At 57.6% G+C, this 17031-nt stretch carries 24 protein-coding genes; 16 read left to right on the forward strand and 8 right to left on the reverse strand.

The annotated features are described in order from the left end of the window. Positions 1–21: 21 nt before the first annotated feature. On the forward strand, positions 22–384 hold the full coding sequence (locus AC2FH6_RS16790) for a response regulator transcription factor (RefSeq protein ID WP_271951393.1): 363 nt from the start codon (positions 22–24) through the stop codon (positions 382–384). On the opposite strand, the gene AC2FH6_RS16795 is transcribed toward AC2FH6_RS16790, so the two are convergent. Next, on the reverse strand, positions 366–1355 hold the full coding sequence (locus tag AC2FH6_RS16795) for a glutathione S-transferase family protein (RefSeq protein ID WP_496703717.1): 990 nt from the start codon (positions 1353–1355) through the stop codon (positions 366–368). The two genes, AC2FH6_RS16790 and AC2FH6_RS16795, sit on opposite strands and share 19 nt — an antisense overlap. 212 nt (positions 1356–1567) lie before the next feature. On the opposite strand from AC2FH6_RS16795, the gene AC2FH6_RS16800 reads away from it, so the two are divergent. Next, complete coding sequence (locus AC2FH6_RS16800; RefSeq protein ID WP_142639206.1) at positions 1568–1921, forward strand: hypothetical protein; 354 nt, start codon at positions 1568–1570, stop codon at positions 1919–1921. 35 nt (positions 1922–1956) lie between these two features. Here AC2FH6_RS16800 and AC2FH6_RS16805 read toward each other — a convergent pair whose 3' ends face one another. Further along, on the reverse strand, positions 1957–3129 hold the full coding sequence (locus tag AC2FH6_RS16805; protein WP_496703718.1) for a MalY/PatB family protein: 1173 nt from the start codon (positions 3127–3129) through the stop codon (positions 1957–1959). A gap of 94 nt (positions 3130–3223) precedes the next feature. Between AC2FH6_RS16805 and def (AC2FH6_RS16810) the strand changes: the two genes are divergently transcribed. From def (AC2FH6_RS16810) to AC2FH6_RS16830, 5 genes are read left to right on the forward strand one after another with little or no spacing between them, the layout of a single operon-like run. Further along, the gene (gene def, locus AC2FH6_RS16810; protein WP_271951383.1) at positions 3224–3742 is read left to right on the forward strand and encodes a peptide deformylase; all 519 of its coding nucleotides are present in this window, start codon (positions 3224–3226) and stop codon (positions 3740–3742) included. Then, positions 3739–4233, forward strand: coding sequence for a peptide deformylase (def, locus tag AC2FH6_RS16815; protein WP_496703719.1), 495 nt, complete (start codon positions 3739–3741; stop codon positions 4231–4233). Before def (AC2FH6_RS16810) ends, def (AC2FH6_RS16815) begins: the two co-directional genes overlap by 4 nt. Before the next feature lie 2 nt (positions 4234–4235). Continuing rightward, positions 4236–5150: a methionyl-tRNA formyltransferase gene (gene fmt, locus AC2FH6_RS16820; RefSeq protein ID WP_496703720.1), complete on the forward strand. Its 915-nt coding sequence runs from the start codon at positions 4236–4238 to the stop codon at positions 5148–5150. A 6-nt stretch (positions 5151–5156) separates the two neighbouring features. Then, a complete protein-coding gene (locus tag AC2FH6_RS16825) occupies positions 5157–5393 on the forward strand; it encodes a hypothetical protein (RefSeq protein WP_282022238.1) in 237 nt (78 codons plus the stop codon). A gap of 1 nt (position 5394) precedes the next feature. Next, positions 5395–5631 carry a GlsB/YeaQ/YmgE family stress response membrane protein gene (locus AC2FH6_RS16830; protein WP_496703721.1) on the forward strand — a complete coding sequence of 79 codons (237 nt, stop codon included), beginning with the start codon at positions 5395–5397 and terminating at the stop codon, positions 5629–5631. Between the two features lie 7 nt (positions 5632–5638). Here AC2FH6_RS16830 and AC2FH6_RS16835 read toward each other — a convergent pair whose 3' ends face one another. From AC2FH6_RS16835 to AC2FH6_RS16860, 6 genes are all read right to left on the reverse strand, one after another. Then, positions 5639–6268, reverse strand: a complete 630-nt coding sequence (locus AC2FH6_RS16835; protein WP_281973506.1) for a trimeric intracellular cation channel family protein — start codon at positions 6266–6268, stop codon at positions 5639–5641. Then, the gene (gene rnhA, locus AC2FH6_RS16840; RefSeq protein WP_281973505.1) at positions 6265–6732 is read right to left on the reverse strand and encodes a ribonuclease HI; all 468 of its coding nucleotides are present in this window, start codon (positions 6730–6732) and stop codon (positions 6265–6267) included. Before rnhA ends, AC2FH6_RS16835 begins: the two co-directional genes overlap by 4 nt. Further along, positions 6725–7309: a class I SAM-dependent DNA methyltransferase gene (locus AC2FH6_RS16845; protein ID WP_281973504.1), complete on the reverse strand. Its 585-nt coding sequence runs from the start codon at positions 7307–7309 to the stop codon at positions 6725–6727. The genes rnhA and AC2FH6_RS16845 overlap by 8 nt, the downstream gene beginning before the upstream one ends. After that, entirely contained in the window at positions 7306–7758 is a 453-nt protein-coding gene (locus tag AC2FH6_RS16850; protein ID WP_281973503.1) for a DUF3429 domain-containing protein, read from the reverse strand. Before AC2FH6_RS16850 ends, AC2FH6_RS16845 begins: the two co-directional genes overlap by 4 nt. Continuing rightward, positions 7755–8705, reverse strand: a complete 951-nt coding sequence (gene ispH / locus AC2FH6_RS16855; RefSeq protein WP_496698438.1) for a 4-hydroxy-3-methylbut-2-enyl diphosphate reductase — start codon at positions 8703–8705, stop codon at positions 7755–7757. The genes AC2FH6_RS16850 and ispH overlap by 4 nt, the downstream gene beginning before the upstream one ends. Positions 8706–8895: 190 nt before the next feature. Next, positions 8896–9465 carry a LabA-like NYN domain-containing protein gene (locus tag AC2FH6_RS16860; protein ID WP_142639223.1) on the reverse strand — a complete coding sequence of 190 codons (570 nt, stop codon included), beginning with the start codon at positions 9463–9465 and terminating at the stop codon, positions 8896–8898. A 140-nt stretch (positions 9466–9605) separates the two neighbouring features. Between AC2FH6_RS16860 and folK the strand changes: the two genes are divergently transcribed. The 9 genes from folK (at position 9606) to rnc (ending at position 16846) form a co-directional block, all read left to right on the forward strand. After that, entirely contained in the window at positions 9606–10175 is a 570-nt protein-coding gene (gene folK / locus AC2FH6_RS16865) for a 2-amino-4-hydroxy-6-hydroxymethyldihydropteridine diphosphokinase (RefSeq protein ID WP_496702970.1), read from the forward strand. 94 nt (positions 10176–10269) lie between these two features. Beyond that, the gene (gene rpoZ, locus AC2FH6_RS16870) at positions 10270–10623 is read left to right on the forward strand and encodes a DNA-directed RNA polymerase subunit omega (protein WP_142639234.1); all 354 of its coding nucleotides are present in this window, start codon (positions 10270–10272) and stop codon (positions 10621–10623) included. A 26-nt stretch (positions 10624–10649) separates the two neighbouring features. Beyond that, positions 10650–12782, forward strand: coding sequence for a RelA/SpoT family protein (locus AC2FH6_RS16875; protein WP_142639236.1), 2133 nt, complete (start codon positions 10650–10652; stop codon positions 12780–12782). Positions 12783–12798: 16 nt separating this feature from the next. Then, positions 12799–13497 (forward strand): DUF2062 domain-containing protein, encoded by a 699-nt coding sequence (locus AC2FH6_RS16880; RefSeq protein ID WP_142639238.1) that lies wholly within the window; start codon positions 12799–12801, stop codon positions 13495–13497. Further along, entirely contained in the window at positions 13490–14236 is a 747-nt protein-coding gene (locus tag AC2FH6_RS16885; RefSeq protein ID WP_496703722.1) for a pyridoxine 5'-phosphate synthase, read from the forward strand. Before AC2FH6_RS16880 ends, AC2FH6_RS16885 begins: the two co-directional genes overlap by 8 nt. Continuing rightward, complete coding sequence (locus AC2FH6_RS16890; RefSeq protein ID WP_271951355.1) at positions 14233–14856, forward strand: LysE family translocator; 624 nt, start codon at positions 14233–14235, stop codon at positions 14854–14856. Before AC2FH6_RS16885 ends, AC2FH6_RS16890 begins: the two co-directional genes overlap by 4 nt. Further along, positions 14853–15272, forward strand: a complete 420-nt coding sequence (gene acpS / locus AC2FH6_RS16895; RefSeq protein ID WP_142639245.1) for a holo-ACP synthase — start codon at positions 14853–14855, stop codon at positions 15270–15272. The genes AC2FH6_RS16890 and acpS overlap by 4 nt, the downstream gene beginning before the upstream one ends. A 57-nt stretch (positions 15273–15329) precedes the next feature. Continuing rightward, entirely contained in the window at positions 15330–16169 is an 840-nt protein-coding gene (lepB, locus tag AC2FH6_RS16900; RefSeq protein WP_271951346.1) for a signal peptidase I, read from the forward strand. Beyond that, entirely contained in the window at positions 16166–16846 is a 681-nt protein-coding gene (gene rnc, locus AC2FH6_RS16905) for a ribonuclease III (protein ID WP_271951343.1), read from the forward strand. The genes lepB and rnc overlap by 4 nt, the downstream gene beginning before the upstream one ends. Positions 16847–17031 lie beyond the last annotated feature (185 nt).

A 17031-nucleotide genomic window follows, 5' to 3' on the forward strand; every position in this document is an offset into this window, starting at 1 on the left:
AATGTGCCGAGGTTGTTGAGAATGAATGTATTGATTGTTGAGAGTAACCCCGATTTAGGTCGGGTTTGGAAAAGGCATCTTGAACGCCAGGGTGCCGATGTCACGCTTGTGGCCGGTCAGGAGGATGCAATCCTCGCCCTGTATGGGGCCGAGTTTGAAATCATTGTTCTGGATTTGGTGCTGGAGACCGGCAGCGCTTTGGCCGTGGCAGACTTTGCCAGCTATCGCAGGCCCGAAGCTCGTGTGATTTTCGTGACCAACACCACTTTCTTTTCGGATGGCTCGATCTTTGCCCATAGCCCGAATGCCTGCGCTTATGTGCAAAGCGGCACGCCGCCAGAGGATCTGGCGGCGATGGTTGAGCATTACGCGGCGGGACGCTGATCGCGCCCGTGGGGCTCCAGATAGTTCAGGATCGGGTTCGTCGGGATGATCCGGTGCGGGTTAATGCTCTCATGGCTGTAGTGATAGTGGCGCACGATATGGTTTAAGTTCACGGTCCGCGCAACACCCGGCCACTGGTACAGCTCGAGGGTATAGGCCCACAGGTTGGGATAGTCGATCAGACGCCGCCGGTTGCATTTGAAATGCAGATGGTAGACCGGATCAAACCGGATCAGCGTGGTGAACAACCGCCAGTCGGCCTCGGTGATGCGGTCGCCCATCAGATAGCGGCTGGTGGACAGCCGGTCTTCGAGCCAGTCCAGCGTGTCAAAGAGCGGGCCAACGGCTGCGTCATATGCCGCCTGGCTGGTGGCAAAGCCGGATTTGTAGACCCCGTTATTGATGTCGGAATAGACGCGGGCATTGACCTGTTCGATTTCGTCACGCATCGCCTCGGGCCAGTAATCATCGGTGTTCCCGGTGATCCCGTCAAAGGCCGAGTTGAACATCCGGATGATTTCCGAACTTTCGTTTGAGACGATGGTTTCCTGTTCCTTGTCCCACAGGATCGGAACGGTTACGCGCCCCGAATAGGTCAGGTCAGCCCTGGTATAGATTTGGTGGGCATAGTCCATTCCGTACAGTACGTCGCCCGCCGCCCCGTGTTCGTCGGTTGCAAATGTCCATCCCTTGTTCAGCATGTCTGGGTGTACGACCGAAACCGGGATCAGATCGGACAGCTCTTTCAGTTCGCGGAATATCAGTGTCCTGTGGGCCCAGGGGCAGGCATGGCTGACATAAAGATGGTACCGGTCAGGTTCGGCTTTGAAGCCGCCCGTGCCCGAGGGTCCGGCGCTGCCATCAGCGGTCAACCAGTTGCGAAATTGCGCCGCGCTACGCTTGAAGGCGCCGCCTGTGGATTTGGTATCATACCACGTGTCATGCCATTTGCCGTCGACCAATAGGCCCATGCTTGGATCCTCCGTAATGCGGTTTCCCGGAACATACGCTTTGAAGGGGACCGATCCTATGCGAGCCGCCGCGCATTGTGCCTGCGTTTTCGCACAGGTTGGAATGGGATTTCCGTGCAACAGGTTTGGATTCGACCGCGTTGAGTGATCGGCTTCACTGGATTTTTACAGTCTACGTTCCAAAATAGAGTCCGCTGCGGGGGAGTTTTGATATGAGTACCTATGTTTCCAAAGAAATCAGCGCCGAATTGGATGCTGCGCGAATCGCGAGTCTGAAGAAAACCAGCCGACTTCGTGTCGAATTGGGTGACAATACCTACAAAATTCTCCGATTGTGGAAGGATGGCTTCACCGTAGAGGCTGCAACCACGCCTCGATTGCGCGGATTGGTCGATATCTACGATGGCGCGCGTCACTTATATCAATGCCTGATCATTGCCGATGAATGTGAGGCAGGCGAAATGCGCTATGAATTCAAGCGCAGCACGGCCGCCTCCGACAAGGCCCCATTGGATTTCTATCGATCTCCGGACGCGCCCATCGCGCTGCTTGGAAACAAGGACTAGGCTTTTGCCCATCGGGTCTGCCGATGGGCATCCCGCTATTGCAGATCGGAAAACGCGTGTTTCAGCCGTTTGCTGGCCTCTTCGACACGCCCGCGTTGCGTCGCAAGATTGAACCGCTCGAATGTCTCTCCACCCGCACCAAAGCCGGGGCCGGGCGAGGTGGCGATTTTTGCATCCTCGCGCAGACGTCGGGTAAATTCTGCGTGGTCCATTCCGGTGCCCGAGAAATCAATCCAAGCCAAATAGGTTGCCTGTAGGGGCATTGACCACAGGCCAGGGATTTCTGCGATTGCAGCGTCAAAGATTTTTCGATTGCTATCAAGATGGGCGATCTGTTCATCCACCCAAGCGGCCCCTTCAGTCGAATAGGCAGCGGTGATCATTGCGACTCCCAATGCGCTGGGATCATAATCCAGTGTCTGGATTCGGCGACGCATCGCGGCGCGCAGGTGCGGGTCGGGAATGATCATATTCCCCGTCCGTTGACCGGCGATGTTGAAAGTCTTGGACGCTGCCGTCAGTGTCACGGTCCAGGGCCGCGCATCCGGCGCGGCGACATCCATCGGAACAAAGGTCGTGCCGGGATAGACCAGATCGTGGTGAATCTCGTCCGAAACCAGAATAAGGCTGTTCCGTTCCGCAAATGCCGCGACTGCGCGCAATTCCTCTGGCGTCCAGACCCGGCCCGAGGGGTTCTGAGGCGAGCACCACAAAAGCATCTTCTCGGTTCCGTCCAGCCGCGATTGCGCGTCTTCCAGATCAAGGCCATAGCCGTCGCCGTCGCGCATCAAGGGGCATTCCACCACGCGCCGGCCCGACTTGTTCACCTTATGTGCAAACTCATGGTAGACGGGTGTAAAGATGACCACTCCGTCGCCCGGACTGGTCCAGACATCGAGGCAGAGCGCAATCGCATTTCCCAGACCCTGCGACGTCAGAATCCAATCAGAATCGATCTCCCACCCGTGGCGGTTCTTCATCCACCATTGGACGGAATTCAGGTAGTCCGGGTGCATCCAGGAATATCCGAAAACACCGTGATCCGCCGCGTTACGCACAGCGTCAATCACACAAGGCGCCGTAGAATAGTCGGAATCGGCTGTCCACATTGCCAGACTGTCATCCGGCGAAAGGCCATACAGCTTTTCAAGCTTGTCCCATTTCGAACTGTTAGTGCCGCGGCGGTCGATCAGGTCGTTGAATGTCATATCTGCTCCATCTGTCCGGATGAAAGCTAGCCGCAAATTCGGCAGGTGCAAGGGGGGCGTTGCGGCTTAGGGCGTGATGGCCTAAATCAACCTCATGAAACGCAATATACTGATCCATCCCGACCCCCGCCTGAAAAAGATCTGCTCTCCCGTAGTGGATCTGACGGACGAATTGCGCCAGCTGGCTGATGACATGCTTGAGACGATGTATGATGCGCCTGGTATCGGGCTGGCAGCGCCTCAGATTGGGATGCTGGACCGGCTGATCGTTATGGACTGTGTCAAGGAAGAGGGCGAGGCTCCACGCCCGCTGATTATGTTCAACCCCGAAGTGGTCGCATCGTCGGACGAGACGAATGTCTATGAAGAAGGTTGTCTTTCGATCCCTGAACAATTCGCCGAAGTCACACGCCCAAAGGTCGTGGACGTGGCTTGGATCGATCGTGATGGTAACGCGCAGCGGGAAACATTCGATGGCCTTTGGGCAACCTGTGTCCAGCATGAGATTGACCACCTGAACGGGAAGCTGTTCATCGACTATCTCAAGCCTATGAAACGCCAGATGATCACCCGAAAAATGCAAAAGCTGAAACGCGAGCAGGCGCGCGAATGACTATTCGTACCTGCCTGCCATGGCCTGATAAGCGTCTGCGGACCAAAGCCGAAGATATCACCGAAATTACTGACGAGGTTCGTGCCATCTGGGATGACATGATCGACACGATGGAGGCGATGCCCGGCGTCGGCCTTGCCGCACCGCAGATCGGCGTCATGCTGCGGCTGGCGGTGGTCGATGGCTCGACCGAGCGGGGGCGGGCCGTGCGGCTGGCAAACCCTGAGATCCTGCACAGATCGGTCGAGTTGCGCGAGCATGAAGAAGCCAGCCCAAACTTGCTTGGCGTGTCGGCCAAGGTGAAACGTCCCCGGGCTGTGACGGTAAAGTTTCTCAACGAAAAAGGCATCATCGACCGCCGTGACTTTGTCGGGATCGAAGCCACCAGCGTGCAGCACCAGATCGACCATCTTAACGGGCGGATGTATTTCGACAGGCTCAGCAAGGTCAAACGCGACATTCTGCTGCGCAAAGCTAAAAAGCTGGGGTAGGCATGCGGCTGATCTTTATGGGGACACCCGATTTCTCGGTTCCGGTGCTGGACGCGCTGATTGATGCGGGGCATGAGGTTGCCGCCGTCTACTGCCAGCCTCCGCGCCCAGCGGGCAGAGGCAAAAAGGATCGTCCAACCCCCGTTCATGCTCGGGCCGAGGCATTGGGACTGACCGTTCGGCATCCGGTCTCATTGAAATTGGCGGAAGAACAGGACGCCTTTGCCGCGTTGAATGCGGATGTGGCTGTCGTCGTGGCCTATGGCCTGTTGTTGCCACAACCGATTCTGGATGCGCCATCGCAGGGATGCCTGAATATTCACGCGAGCCTGCTGCCGCGCTGGCGCGGGGCCGCGCCGATCCATCGGGCGATCATGGCGGGTGATGCGCAGACTGGTATTTGCATCATGCAGATGGAGGCTGGCCTGGATACCGGGCCAGTCCTGTTGCGGCGGGCCACCGACATTGGTGCGCAGGAGACCACAGGGCAGTTGCATGACCGGCTGTCTGAAATGGGCGCTTCTCTGATCGTCGAGGCACTGTCCAAACTGCCGAACCTGACGCCCGAGCCTCAACCCGACGACGGCGTGACCTATGCCGCCAAGATCGACAAGGCTGAGGCGCGTGTTGACTGGGCCAGACCCGCGGTCGAAATTGACCGTCAGATCCGTGGCCTGTCCCCTTTTCCCGGCGCCTGGACCGAGATGAATGGGGAGCGGATCAAGCTGCTTGGTTCCAAATTGGCCGAGGGGCAGGGTGTTGCAGGAGAGGTTCTTGACGACCAACTGAAGGTTGCCTGTGACGATGACGCGATTAAGCTGCTGCGCTTGCAACGGGCGGGTAAAGGGGCGCAGGATAGGGAAACTTTTCTGCGGGGGTGGCCGATTGCCGTTGGTACCCGCCTGTCATCGGAGTAGGCCACCATGTTCATGATCCTGATGGGGACTGTCGTTATTGCTGGGATTGTCGGCTATCTGTCCGAGAAATCCGGCTTTACCCATAATGGCATTCTGCAGTCGATCATCATCTGCGTAGGTGGTGCATTCCTGTTCTATTTCGTGCGCATCATGTTTGGGATCAGCTTTGGCCCGCCCGGTCTGGATGCAGTGCTGTCCTCGATCGGGGCGCTGATCATCGTTCCGACCCATTGGAGGAAGTGACATGCCCGTCATCGCCCTGATCGTCATCGGCGCCGCTGCGGGTTTTCTGGCCACCCGCCTGATGCGGATCGAGGCGGATATTCCCACCACCATGCTGATCGGTATCATTGGTGCCTTGGTTGGTGGATTTCTTCTGCGGGCATTGGTCACGATGATGGGCTGGCTGTCCGGGTTCATCGGCGCTGTGCTGGGCGCGCTTCTGGTGATCTGGATCTGGCAGACGTATAAGCGCCGCTAAGCCTTGATCAAGGGCGACTGCGTGGCGGGCGGCTTTTGTAGACGGGCAGTTTCCAGCCGAACAGCAGCGATCCTGCCCGCAATGCCCAGCAGATCAGGGCGCAGGCGGCAAGCACCGTCAGCTCCTCGAACCCCATCCGGTTGGCAATAACGGCCGCTACCGAGCCTGCAAGGGCGCAGGACACATAAAGCTCACCCTGTTTCAGCACCAGCGGAACCTCGTTGCAGACCACGTCCCGCATCAGGCCGCCAAAGCATCCGGTGGTGACACCCATCAACACCACGATCGTGCCGGATTGGTCCAAGGATAATGCGACGCCCGTGCCGGCAGCGACCGCGATGGACAGGGCGAAACTGTCCAACCAAACCAGCCAGTTATATCGGCTTTCGACCAGATGGGCTGTAAAGAACACAAGCACCGCCGCACTGCAGGCCATCAGGACATAGCTGGGCTGGCCAACCCAGAACACCGGATTCCGATCCAACAGCAGGTCACGCACCGTGCCGCCGCCAACGGCGGTCAGGCAGGCGATAAAGGCAAACCCTACAAGATCGAGCTGCGCGCGACTGGCGACCAATGCGCCGGTCAGCGCAAAAACCAGAACCGAGGCATAATCGAGCAGGTCCAAACCGCTCATGTCTGTGCCTTCGTTGGTTTGAACGGGGCCATGCCTGCACGGGCCAGTTCGTCGGCTTTTTCGTTTTCCGGGTGACCCGCGTGGCCCTTGACCCATTCCCAGGTCACATCATGACGCACCTGCGCCTCATCCAGCCGTTGCCACAGGTCGACATTCTTGACCGGTTTTTTGTTCGAGGTTTTCCAGCCGTTCTTTTTCCAACCGAATATCCAGCCGGTGACGCCGTTTTTCACATAGGCGCTGTCAGTGATTACGGTGATTTTAGAGGCACGTTCAAGCGTTTCAAGCGCGCTGATCGCGGCCAGAAGTTCCATTCGGTTGTTGGTGGTTTCAGCTTCGCCGCCGCTCAGTTCACGCTGTTTCAGGACGGTGTCGCCGTCCATTGCACGCAGCAACACACCCCAGCCACCCGGGCCTGGATTACCGGAACAAGCACCGTCAGTATAGGCAAACAGTTCAGGCATGGGCCAGCACCAGAATGAAGCCATCGTAAGAACCCGCCAGACCTTTGCCGATCCCGGTCCTAATCCCGTCGATGGTAAAGCCGGCATCTGCCAGGGCCTCCTCGATCTCGTTCTGCGAGAAGTAGCTATAATAGCGATCCAGATGATCGCGATGTTCGCCCGTGCCCAGTTTGAGGCCCAGGAAAAAAACGCCCTGCGGTTTCAGCGCCCGGTGGATGGCCGCCAAATGGCGTGGGAAATCCTTGCGAGGCGCGTGCAGCAGCGAGAAGCTGGCGTAGATGCCGTCATATGCGGCCACTTCGGTCACGTCGTCGAAAGTACCCAGGTGCGCGTCCACGCCATTGGCGCGCGCATAGTCAACAAAAGCGGGCGTCGCATCCAGCGCATGCACGCTCAGGCCCTGGCGTAGAAAGAACGCGCTGTCTGACCCGGGGCCCGAGCCCAGATCCAACACATGCCCCTTACCGACGGCATCGACAAATTCCTGACGCGATGTCAGCTGCTCCGGTGGTAGAGGAACCTTGAGGTATTCGGCCACGTTGTTGGTATAGGCGTTGATGGTTTTGGGATCGCTCACAGATAGACTCCGACGGTAAGGCAGGCCAATACGACTGCGGTCAGCAAAATGCGCAACCGCATCCACCAGACCGGTGTTAGCCGCCAATACGAAAAGATGGCATCTAACACCAGTAGCCCGCCAAACCCCCACATCAGATTTGTGCCAGTGCTGACAGGCCCGCTGCCGGTTTTCAGAAAGGCCCACAGGGCGGGTAATGTGGACAGCGCATAACAGGTCGCGGCCTTGCTGCCAGAGGTTTTACTGGAAAACCCCCACAGCACGCCGGACATAAAGCTGAGGATGATCGCCCCATAATACAACTGGATATACGGACCGACAAAACGTGCGCCCAGTGCCTGTCGGCCCCAGTCGTTCAGATCGTCGTTCAGATAGGTCAGAGCGCCCCAGATGAAGGGGATCAGCCCGGCCAACCCCAGAAACAGCGGCGCCCTTGGTATGCCGCTCATGCGGGTTGGCGCAGGACGCGCGGGACTTTGAATTCGACATTCTCGGTCGCTGTTTCGACCATCTCGACCGTCACATCATAATGCTGGCGGAACGCATCGATAACTTCGTTGATCAGAACCTCGGGGGCAGAAGCGCCTGCTGTCAGAGCGACCGAAGAGATACCTTCGAGGGCGCGCCAATCGATATCGGTCGCGCGCTGCACCAGTTGGGCATAGCTGCATCCCGCGCGTGCCGCGACCTCGACCAAACGGCGCGAGTTAGATGAATTCGGCGCCCCCACAACCAGCAGGGCATCGGACTTCCGGGCCACAACCTTGACTGCTTCTTGCCGGTTGGTTGTGGCGTAACAGATATCTTCTTTGTGAGGGCCGACGATAGATGGAAACCGGGTCCGAAGCGCTGCAATGATATCCTTTGTATCGTCAACCGACAGGGTCGTCTGAGTGACAAAGGCCAGTTTGTCAGGGTCGCGGACCTGGACGTCTGCAACGTCTGCAACCGTTTCGACCAGCAAAACCTCTCCTTCCGGTAGCTGTCCCATCGTTCCGATAGTTTCGGGATGGCCCTTATGTCCGATCATGATCATCTGCAGCCCGGCTTCGGCGTGGCGCTGTGCTTCGACATGGACTTTGGAGACCAGCGGGCAGGTGGCGTCGACATAGACCATCTGGCGCTGCGCCGCCGTCGCGGGTACCGATTTGGGAACCCCGTGCGCCGAGAATATCACTGGCCGATCGTCGGGGCAGTCTTCCAGTTCATCGACAAAGATCGCACCTTTGGCACGCAGTCCATCGACCACGAATTTGTTATGGACAATCTCGTGCCGAACATAGACCGGGGCACCCCATTTCTGCAGCGCCATCTCGACAATCTTTATGGCCCTGTCGACACCAGCACAGAACCCGCGCGGGGCGGCGAGATAGAGGGTCAGGGGGGGCTTGGTCATGTCGCGTTCTCCTTACCGACACAGGTAAGTCTTTTCACGGCCATGGTCCAGTCAGGACAATGTCATTGATCCGACATGGTTCAATGCTAGCCAATAGGTGTTTTCAGCACCTGATCTTTGTTTAAAAAGCGCGGCCAGGGTTTCCCCTGACCGCGCTAATTTTCAACCGAGTTTGCTTTGGGGCCAGTTACTACCCGCCTGCGGCAACGGTGCGCGGTTCCATCGGCATTTCGCGCGGCGGACGACCGATCACGTCGCGGAGATCTTCCAGCTCGATGAAGTTGTCGGCCTGGCGGCGCAATTCGTCCGAGATCATGGGTGGCTGGCTGCGGATGGTCGACACTACAGAAACGCGTACCCCCTGACGTTGCAGGCTTGCGATCAGCGGGCGGAAATCTCCGTCGCCGGAAAACAGCACGATATGGTCTACACGTGGTGCAAGCTCCATGGCATCGACGGTCAGTTCGATATCCATGTTACCTTTGACTTTCCGACGCCCCATGCTGTCGGTGTATTCTTTTGCCGGTTTCGTAACCATGGTGAAGCCATTGTAATGCAGCCAATCAACCAGTGGACGGATGGGCGAATACTCGTCATTTTCAAGTAGCGCTGTGTAATAGAAAGCTCTGAGCATCTTACCGCGGCGCATGAATTCCTGGCGCAGCAGTTTATAGTCAATGTCAAACCCCAGTGCTTTTGCGGCTGCATAAAGATTCGAGCCGTCGATGAACAGCGCTAGCCGTTCGTCTTTATAAAACATAAATAGGTCCTTCCGGTACAAATCAGCGCGCTGCGTGTTACGTGAGTGAGTCTTGGGAAAATACAGCGCATTGATATCTCCATAATTAGGGGTTTTATGGTGTATCGCAAGTATGCAATTCGCCGAATATAGGGAGTAGGATGCGCAAAACCACCTCAAAAGCAGTGCTTGCCCTCGGTGCAAATCTCAAAGTGAGAGGTTTTGAGCCCCATCTGACGCTACGGCATGCCATTGACGCGATTTTGCGCCAGGGGCTGTTGATTCGGGCAGAAAGCCGCTTTTATGCGACCCCTTGTTTTCCTGCAGGCGCGGGGCCGGACTATGTGAATGCGGCCGTGTTGATCGAGACTGAAAGGTCACCCTTTGAGTTGCTGCAAATATTGCATGGAATTGAACATGATTACGGGCGCGAGAGGATTCAGCGCTGGGGAATGCGGACGTTGGATCTGGACCTGGTCTGTTACGATGATCTGGTTCTGCCCGACCGCGAGGTTTTTCAAAGCTGGTTATCGCTGCCGCCCGAAGATCAGAAACAGCAGGCGCCGGATCAGTTGATCCTGCCGCACCCAAGGGTACAGGATCGTGCGTTTGTGCTTGTTCCCATGGCGGATGTTGCCCCGAACTGGAGGCATCCAATACTGGATCAGACCGTCAGGGAAATGCTTGCGGGGCTTCCTTCAGGCGATATTGCGGCAGTTACCCCGTTATGATTGGTGCATTTGCAGCATTTCCTGCTTGTCAAGGCAGGGATTCGCCCTTAGATAAACCTCTTCCTGACATGGATTCAGTAACGGAGAGCGCCCCATGGCCCGCGTGACGGTTGAAGATTGCGTAGACAAGGTTCCGAACCGGTTTGAACTGGTGATGCTTGCCGCCCATCGTGCGCGCGAGATTTCCGCCGGTGGTCCGATCACCGTTGACCGTGACAACGACAAAAACCCGGTTGTATCTCTGCGTGAGATCGCTGACGAGACCCAGAGCGCTGATGAGCTGCGCGAGCGGCTGATTGAGGCCAACCAGACCCAAATCGAGGTCGACGAGCCCGAAGAAGACCAGATGGCGCTGCTGATGGGTGCGGAAACAGACAAGCCTGCGGATGACGACATGTCCGAAGAAAAGCTGCTGCGCGCTCTGATGGAGGCTCAAGGCCAGGGGTAATCCCCACAAATGAAGGTGCGGACCGGATGATTTCTGCTGAAGACCTGATTGCGCTGGTCCGTAACTACAATCCAAAAACGAATGCAGACCGCATTGCCAAGGCGTATGAGTTCGGCAAGCAGATGCATGATGGGCAATTCCGCCATTCTGGCGAGCCCTATTTCACCCACCCTGTTGCCGTTGCCGCCATCCTGACCGAACAGCGTCTGGATGATGCGACTATTATCACGGCGCTGCTGCACGATACGATCGAAGACACCAAGGCCAATTACGGCAAAGTGTCTGAGCTGTTTGGCGAAGAAGTCGCCAAGCTGGTTGATGGGGTCACCAAACTGACAAACCTTCAGCTGTCCAGCCGCGAAACCAAACAGGCCGAGAACTTCCGCAAGCTGTTCATGGCGATGTCCAAGGATTTGCGGGTCATTCTGGTCAAGCTGGCAGACCGTCTGCACAATATGCGCACAATCAAGGCGATGCGGCCCGAAAAGCAGATCGTCAAAGCGCGCGAGACGATGGATATCTACGCGCCGCTTGCAGGCCGTATGGGTATGCAATGGATGCGGGAAGAGCTGGAAGACCTCGCTTTCCGCGTTCTCAACTCTGAAGGGCGCCAGTCCATCATCCGCCGCTTCATCACGCTGCAGCGCGAAACGGGTGACGTGATCCACCGGATCACCGGCGACATGCGGCACGAACTTGAAAAGGCCGGGATTGAAGCCGAGGTTTTTGGCCGTGCCAAGAAACCCTATTCGATTTGGCGTAAAATGCAGGAAAAGGACCAGGGGTTCTCGCGTCTGTCCGACATCTACGGGTTCCGCATCATTACGCAAAGCGAAGAAGACTGCTATCGAACCCTTGGCGCGATCCACCAGCGTTGGCGCGCCGTGCCGGGGCGGTTCAAGGATTATATCAGTCAGCCGAAATCGAACGGTTATCGGTCGATCCACACCACCGTTTCAGGCCGTGACGGCAAGCGGGTCGAGGTTCAGATCCGCACCCGTCAGATGCATGATGTCGCCGAAACCGGCGTGGCCGCGCACTGGTCCTATCGGGATGGCGTGCGTTCGGAAAACCCCTTTGCCGTCGACCCGGCTAAGTGGATCGCCAACCTGACTGAACAATTCGACAGCGAAGAGGATCACGAGGATTTCCTCGAGGCAGTCAAGCTCGAGATGTATTCGGACCAGGTCTTTTGTTTCACGCCTAAGGGGGACGTGGTGAAACTGCCGCGTGGTGCGACGCCGATTGACTTTGCCTATGCCATCCACACGCGCATCGGGCACGCCTGTGTAGGGGCCAAGGTTGATGGTATTCGCGTGCCACTTTGGACCCGGATCAAAAACGGTCAGTCGGTGGATATCATAACAGCTGACGGTCAGACTCCCCAAGTCACGTGGTTGGAAATTGCCGTCACCGGCAAAGCCCGTACAGCCATTCGTCGCGCCCTGCGCGAGGTTGACCGAGAGCGGTTCATCAAGCTGGGCAAAGAACTCGCGCGATCGGGATTTGAACATGTCGGGCGCAAAGCGACCGACAAGGCGCTGGACACTGCTGCCAAGCATCTGCGCCTGAAAGACCGGCATGAGCTGCTGGCGCGCCTGGGCAGTGCAGAACTAACTGCCCATGATGTGGTCAGCGCCGTCTACCCGGAACTGACGCAGGATGATGGTGATGCCATTCCGATGCGCCGGGCCGTGATCGGTCTTGAGCCGGGGCAGAAGTTTGACCGCGCCCCTTGCTGCCAGCCATTGCCGGGTGAACGGATCGTCGGGATCACTTATCGCGGCAAAGGTGTTGTCGTGCATGCAATCGACTGCGATCGCCTGAGCGAATACGAGAGTGAGCCCAAACGCTGGGTCGATCTGCACTGGCACTCGGGAACTCACCCGGCTGTTTACGGGGCAACGATTGATGTTACGATTGGCAATGACGCAGGTGTGCTGGGTCGCATTTGTACATTGATCGGCGAGAAAAAGGCCAATATCTCGAACCTAGAATTTGTGGATCGCAAACCGGATTTTTACCGCCTGCTGGTCAACGTAGAACTGCGCGACCTTGAGCAGTTGCATTCGTTGATGTTGATGCTTGAGGCCGAAAGCGATGTCGCAGCGGTTGAACGTTTCAGAGACAGAGCTAAATCCGCAGTTGCGGCTGGCTGAGAAGGGGTGATCAGGAGTGGTATTCAAGCGCCGAGATCGACGCTCGCCTGTCCAGATCGCATCGGAATTCGTCTATCCTCGTGGTGGCTGGACCCGGGCCTTTCACTATGTGAAACACCGCGTCCGGCGATTGCCGGATTCACCTGAACGCATCGCCCGCGGGGTAGGGTTTGGAGTGTTTGCGGCCTTTACACCTTTTTACGGGCTGCATTTTGGCATTGCCGCCCTGGCTGCGCGATTGTTCAACGGCAATATGCTGGCTGCACTCAGCGGTACGTTTTTCGGAAACCCATTGACCTATGTGCCCATCGGGGTGGTTTGCCTTCAGACCGGGCATTTCCTGTTGGGCACCGAGTTTGAAGAGGGCGACACCCATGGGCTTATGGGGAAGTTCGCCAATGCTATCGGTGATCTCAAAGACAACCTGATTGCAGTATTCACCGACCGGGTGGCTGACTGGCACGGGCTGGGAATTTTCTACGACGAGGTTTTCTTTCCGTACCTGATTGGCGGCATTCTTCCCGGATTGCTGGCTGGGGTGGTTTGCTACTATCTCAGCCTGCCGCTGGTCCACACCTATCAGCAACGGCGTCGCGACAGGATCAAAAAGAAGTTTGAAGAAATCAAACGTCTGGCTGAATCCGAGGCTGCCGTTCCAGAGTCAAACCAACTAGGCTCGAGCCAGGATTTGGGAAAGGAATCAAAGGATGTCTGAGAACCGTTTGCGTCTCGGTGTGAATATCGACCATGTGGCCACAGTGCGGAATGCACGTGGTGGGGTCTATCCCGACCCTTTGCGCGCGGCCACGCTGGCCGAGCAGGCCGGTGCAGATGGCATTACTGCCCATCTGCGCGAAGACCGCAGGCATATTTCGGACGCAGATATTGACGGGTTGATGGAGGTTCTTTCGGTGCCTCTGAATTTTGAAATGGCAGCCACGCCCGAGATGCAACAAATCGCTTTGCGCCATAAGCCGCACGCGGTCTGCATCGTCCCCGAAAAGCGCGAGGAACGGACTACCGAAGGCGGGCTGGAAGTCGCGCGCGAGGAAAACAAACTGGCCCATTTCATTGCACCTTTGCGTGATGCGGGCTGTCGCGTGTCGATCTTTATCGCCGCCGACCGTCGCCAGATCGAGGCCGCGCATCGCATCGGCGCCGAAGTGATCGAACTGCACACAGGCGCCTATTGTGACGCCCATGCCGAAGGCAAACTGGATGAGGCAGCGCAAGAGCTGGAAGGCCTGCGCGACATGTCCGCCTTTGCCCATTCGCTTGGCCTCGAAGTGCATGCCGGACATGGTCTGACATACGAAACGGTCAAACCTGTCGCCGCTTTCCCCGAGGTGCGCGAGTTGAACATTGGTCACTTTCTGATTGGCGAATCGATCTTTTTGGGCATGACCCCCGCCATTCAGGAAATGCGCCGCCTGATGGATGAGGCGCGGGGATGATAACCTCGGGTTTCATAGCAATCTGGATCGCCTGGTTGATGGCCGGAGGCTCACCCGGTCCGGCAACCATGGGCATCGCCGGAACTGCAATGAACGAAGGCCGCCGCGCCGGTCTGGTCTTTGCACTGGGTATCTGTGCGGGGTCCGCTGCCTGGGGCATCGCCGCCGCGCTGGGCCTGTCGGCGATCATGCTAGCCAATGTCTGGGTGTTCGAAGTAATCCGCTATGTCGGTGTAGCCTATCTGGGCTGGCTAGCGCTCAAGGCCCTGAAACGGGCGCTGTCGTCGGATGAGATGGCGTTGGGCAACCCGGTCACCGGCTCGCTACGCACCATCTTTGCCAAAGGCGCGGCGATCCACCTGACCAACCCCAAGGCGATCCTCAGCTGGGGCTCGATTTACGCTATCGTTGCCCCGAATGACGCCAGCTTGTCGATGCTGCTTGGCTATTTCGGCCTACTTTACGCGGGCTCGCTGCTCATTTTCATCAGCTATGCATTCCTGTTCTCGTCTGAGCGCACAGTCCGCGCCTACCGCCGCGCCCGCCGCTGGTTCGATTTTGCCTTTGCCGGGTTCTTTGGGGTGGCAAGTTACAAGATTTTGACGGTTCGGTTGTCATGATCCTAGGCATCGGCACAGACCTCGCAAACATAGACCGCATTCAGGGCACGCTCGACAGGTTTGGTGACCGGTTCCGTAACCGCGTTTTTACCGACACTGAACAACGCAAGGCCGAACGCCGCGCCGACACAGCAGGCACATACGCCAAGCGCTGGGCCGCGAAAGAGGCGTGCTCCAAGGCGCTGGGCACCGGGCTTCGTATGGGGATTTCCTGGAAGGACATGGCTGTAACCAACCTTAAAACCGGCCAACCAGTGATGCATGTGACCGGTTGGGCGGCGGAACGGCTCAACGATATGACCCCCGAGGGTCATGCGGCGATCATCCACGTCACCCTAACCGATGACCACCCCTGGGCGCAGGCCTTCGTGGTGATCGAGGCGCGCCCAATTCGCGAACGCAGCGCTCTGTCTTGACTAACCCCGCCGCGCCGCGCATGTAGCACCCCAACAAACCAAGGACCGGAGAGCAGTATGGCCGAGGACGTCAAAACCGGAAATCCCGTGTGGGAGACGATCAAAACCATCGTCTATGCGCTGTTGATCGCGGGCGTTTTCCGTACCCTGTTCTTTCAGCCGTTCTGGATTCCGTCAGGGTCGATGAAACAGACCTTGTTGATCGGGGATTTCCTGTTCGTCAACAAAATGGCCTATGGATATTCCTATGCCTCTTGCCCCAGTCTGATTATTCCTAGCGTCGGCCTCAATATCGACGCCGAGGATGTTTGTGGCTGGATGCAAAGTGATGACAACACCCGTATTTGGGCCGGCGATCCCGAGCGCGGGGATGTGATCGTATTCCGTCATCCGGTAACGGGCCGCGATTATATCAAACGCCTGATTGGCCTGCCCGGCGATCGTATCCAGATCATCGAGGGCCAGATCATCCTGAACGGTACTCCGGTTCCGCAGCAACCCGATGGCGTCTTCACCGAGGTCGCGGCGCCGCAAGGTCCGCAAGGGTTGCGCCCGCGCTGTGAAAACGGCCCGGTTGGCCGTGGTGGCGTGTGTGAGAAATCCCGCATGATCGAAACCCTGCCCAACGGGGTGTCCTATGATGTGCTCAATATCGGTAATCAGGGGTCGGACAATACCGGCGTCTATACAGTGCCCGAAGGCGAATACTTCTTTATGGGCGATAACCGCGACAATTCCAGCGACAGCCGCCTGCCGCAATCGGCCGGGGGTGTCGGATATGTACCCTATGAAAACTTGATTGGTCGTGCAGATCGTATCATGTTCTCATCCGCTGGCCGGTCGATGCTGTTCTTCTGGACCTGGCGCGGAGACCGCTTCTTTAAGGCTGTGAATTGAAGCTTTCCGCCGAAATAAAGGCGTTTCAAAAACGTCTGGGGCATGAATTTGCCAACCCCGAGCTGCTGGTGCGTTCGCTGACCCATGGATCGGTTTCGTCCGCCACACGCCCGGACAACCAGCGGCTCGAATTTCTGGGTGATCGGGTGCTGGGTCTGGTGATGGCGACGGCCTTGCTGGAGGCGGACAAAAAAGCGAGCGAAGGTCAGCTTGCACCCCGGTTCAATGCGCTTGTGCGCAAAGAGGCCTGTGCAGATGTGGCGCTGCAGATTGATTTGGGTGCTGTACTGAAACTGGGCCGATCTGAAATGCTGTCCGGAGGGCGGCGCAAACAAGCTTTGCTTGGCGACGCGATGGAGGCAGTCATTGCTGCGGTTTATCGCGACGCCGGGTTCGAGGTCGCCAGCGCCGTTATCCTAAAGCTCTGGGGTGATCGCATCCACGATGTCGAGGCCGACGCCCGTGACGCCAAAACGGCGCTTCAGGAATGGGCGCAGGCACGGGGCCAGAAACCGCCCAGCTATGTCGAAGTCAGACGCTCTGGCCCGGACCATGCGCCGGTCTTCACCATCGCTGCGCGTCTTCAGGACGGGGCGGAAGAGCAGGCAACAGCAGGGTCAAAGCGTCAGGCCGAACAGGCGGCCGCCAAGTCGTTGCTGGACCGTTTGCAGAATTAGTCTACCGGGTAAAAACAGTCTCCTGAGGGCTGGCCGGAAATGCCTATCGGTCGAACACGGATCCTATCCGGTGATGGGTCGCCCACCATACCCCACCCAATGCCATCCTGAACGCATGTGCCAAAGCTGCAAATCGCTCTGGTCCGCTGCCTCTTTCTGCGATAGGGAGGCCCATCTGCAAACAG

The organism is Ruegeria sp. CDSC045, from assembly GCF_059610725.1.

Coding starts and splice junctions, on each gene's coding strand:
- AC2FH6_RS16790 (WP_271951393.1), top strand. CDS start 22: ATGAATGTATTGATTGTTGAGAGTAACCCCGATTTAGGTCGGGTTTGG.
- AC2FH6_RS16795 (WP_496703717.1), bottom strand. CDS start 1,355: ATGGGCCTATTGGTCGACGGCAAATGGCATGACACGTGGTATGATACC.
- AC2FH6_RS16800 (WP_142639206.1), top strand. CDS start 1,568: ATGAGTACCTATGTTTCCAAAGAAATCAGCGCCGAATTGGATGCTGCG.
- AC2FH6_RS16805 (WP_496703718.1), bottom strand. CDS start 3,129: ATGACATTCAACGACCTGATCGACCGCCGCGGCACTAACAGTTCGAAA.
- def (WP_271951383.1), top strand. CDS start 3,224: ATGAAACGCAATATACTGATCCATCCCGACCCCCGCCTGAAAAAGATC.
- def (WP_496703719.1), top strand. CDS start 3,739: ATGACTATTCGTACCTGCCTGCCATGGCCTGATAAGCGTCTGCGGACC.
- fmt (WP_496703720.1), top strand. CDS start 4,236: ATGCGGCTGATCTTTATGGGGACACCCGATTTCTCGGTTCCGGTGCTG.
- AC2FH6_RS16825 (WP_282022238.1), top strand. CDS start 5,157: ATGTTCATGATCCTGATGGGGACTGTCGTTATTGCTGGGATTGTCGGC.
- AC2FH6_RS16830 (WP_496703721.1), top strand. CDS start 5,395: ATGCCCGTCATCGCCCTGATCGTCATCGGCGCCGCTGCGGGTTTTCTG.
- AC2FH6_RS16835 (WP_281973506.1), bottom strand. CDS start 6,268: ATGAGCGGTTTGGACCTGCTCGATTATGCCTCGGTTCTGGTTTTTGCG.
- rnhA (WP_281973505.1), bottom strand. CDS start 6,732: ATGCCTGAACTGTTTGCCTATACTGACGGTGCTTGTTCCGGTAATCCA.
- AC2FH6_RS16850 (WP_281973503.1), bottom strand. CDS start 7,758: ATGAGCGGCATACCAAGGGCGCCGCTGTTTCTGGGGTTGGCCGGGCTG.
- ispH (WP_496698438.1), bottom strand. CDS start 8,705: ATGACCAAGCCCCCCCTGACCCTCTATCTCGCCGCCCCGCGCGGGTTC.
- AC2FH6_RS16860 (WP_142639223.1), bottom strand. CDS start 9,465: ATGTTTTATAAAGACGAACGGCTAGCGCTGTTCATCGACGGCTCGAAT.
- folK (WP_496702970.1), top strand. CDS start 9,606: ATGCGCAAAACCACCTCAAAAGCAGTGCTTGCCCTCGGTGCAAATCTC.
- rpoZ (WP_142639234.1), top strand. CDS start 10,270: ATGGCCCGCGTGACGGTTGAAGATTGCGTAGACAAGGTTCCGAACCGG.
- AC2FH6_RS16875 (WP_142639236.1), top strand. CDS start 10,650: ATGATTTCTGCTGAAGACCTGATTGCGCTGGTCCGTAACTACAATCCA.
- AC2FH6_RS16885 (WP_496703722.1), top strand. CDS start 13,490: ATGTCTGAGAACCGTTTGCGTCTCGGTGTGAATATCGACCATGTGGCC.
- AC2FH6_RS16890 (WP_271951355.1), top strand. CDS start 14,233: ATGATAACCTCGGGTTTCATAGCAATCTGGATCGCCTGGTTGATGGCC.
- acpS (WP_142639245.1), top strand. CDS start 14,853: ATGATCCTAGGCATCGGCACAGACCTCGCAAACATAGACCGCATTCAG.
- lepB (WP_271951346.1), top strand. CDS start 15,330: ATGGCCGAGGACGTCAAAACCGGAAATCCCGTGTGGGAGACGATCAAA.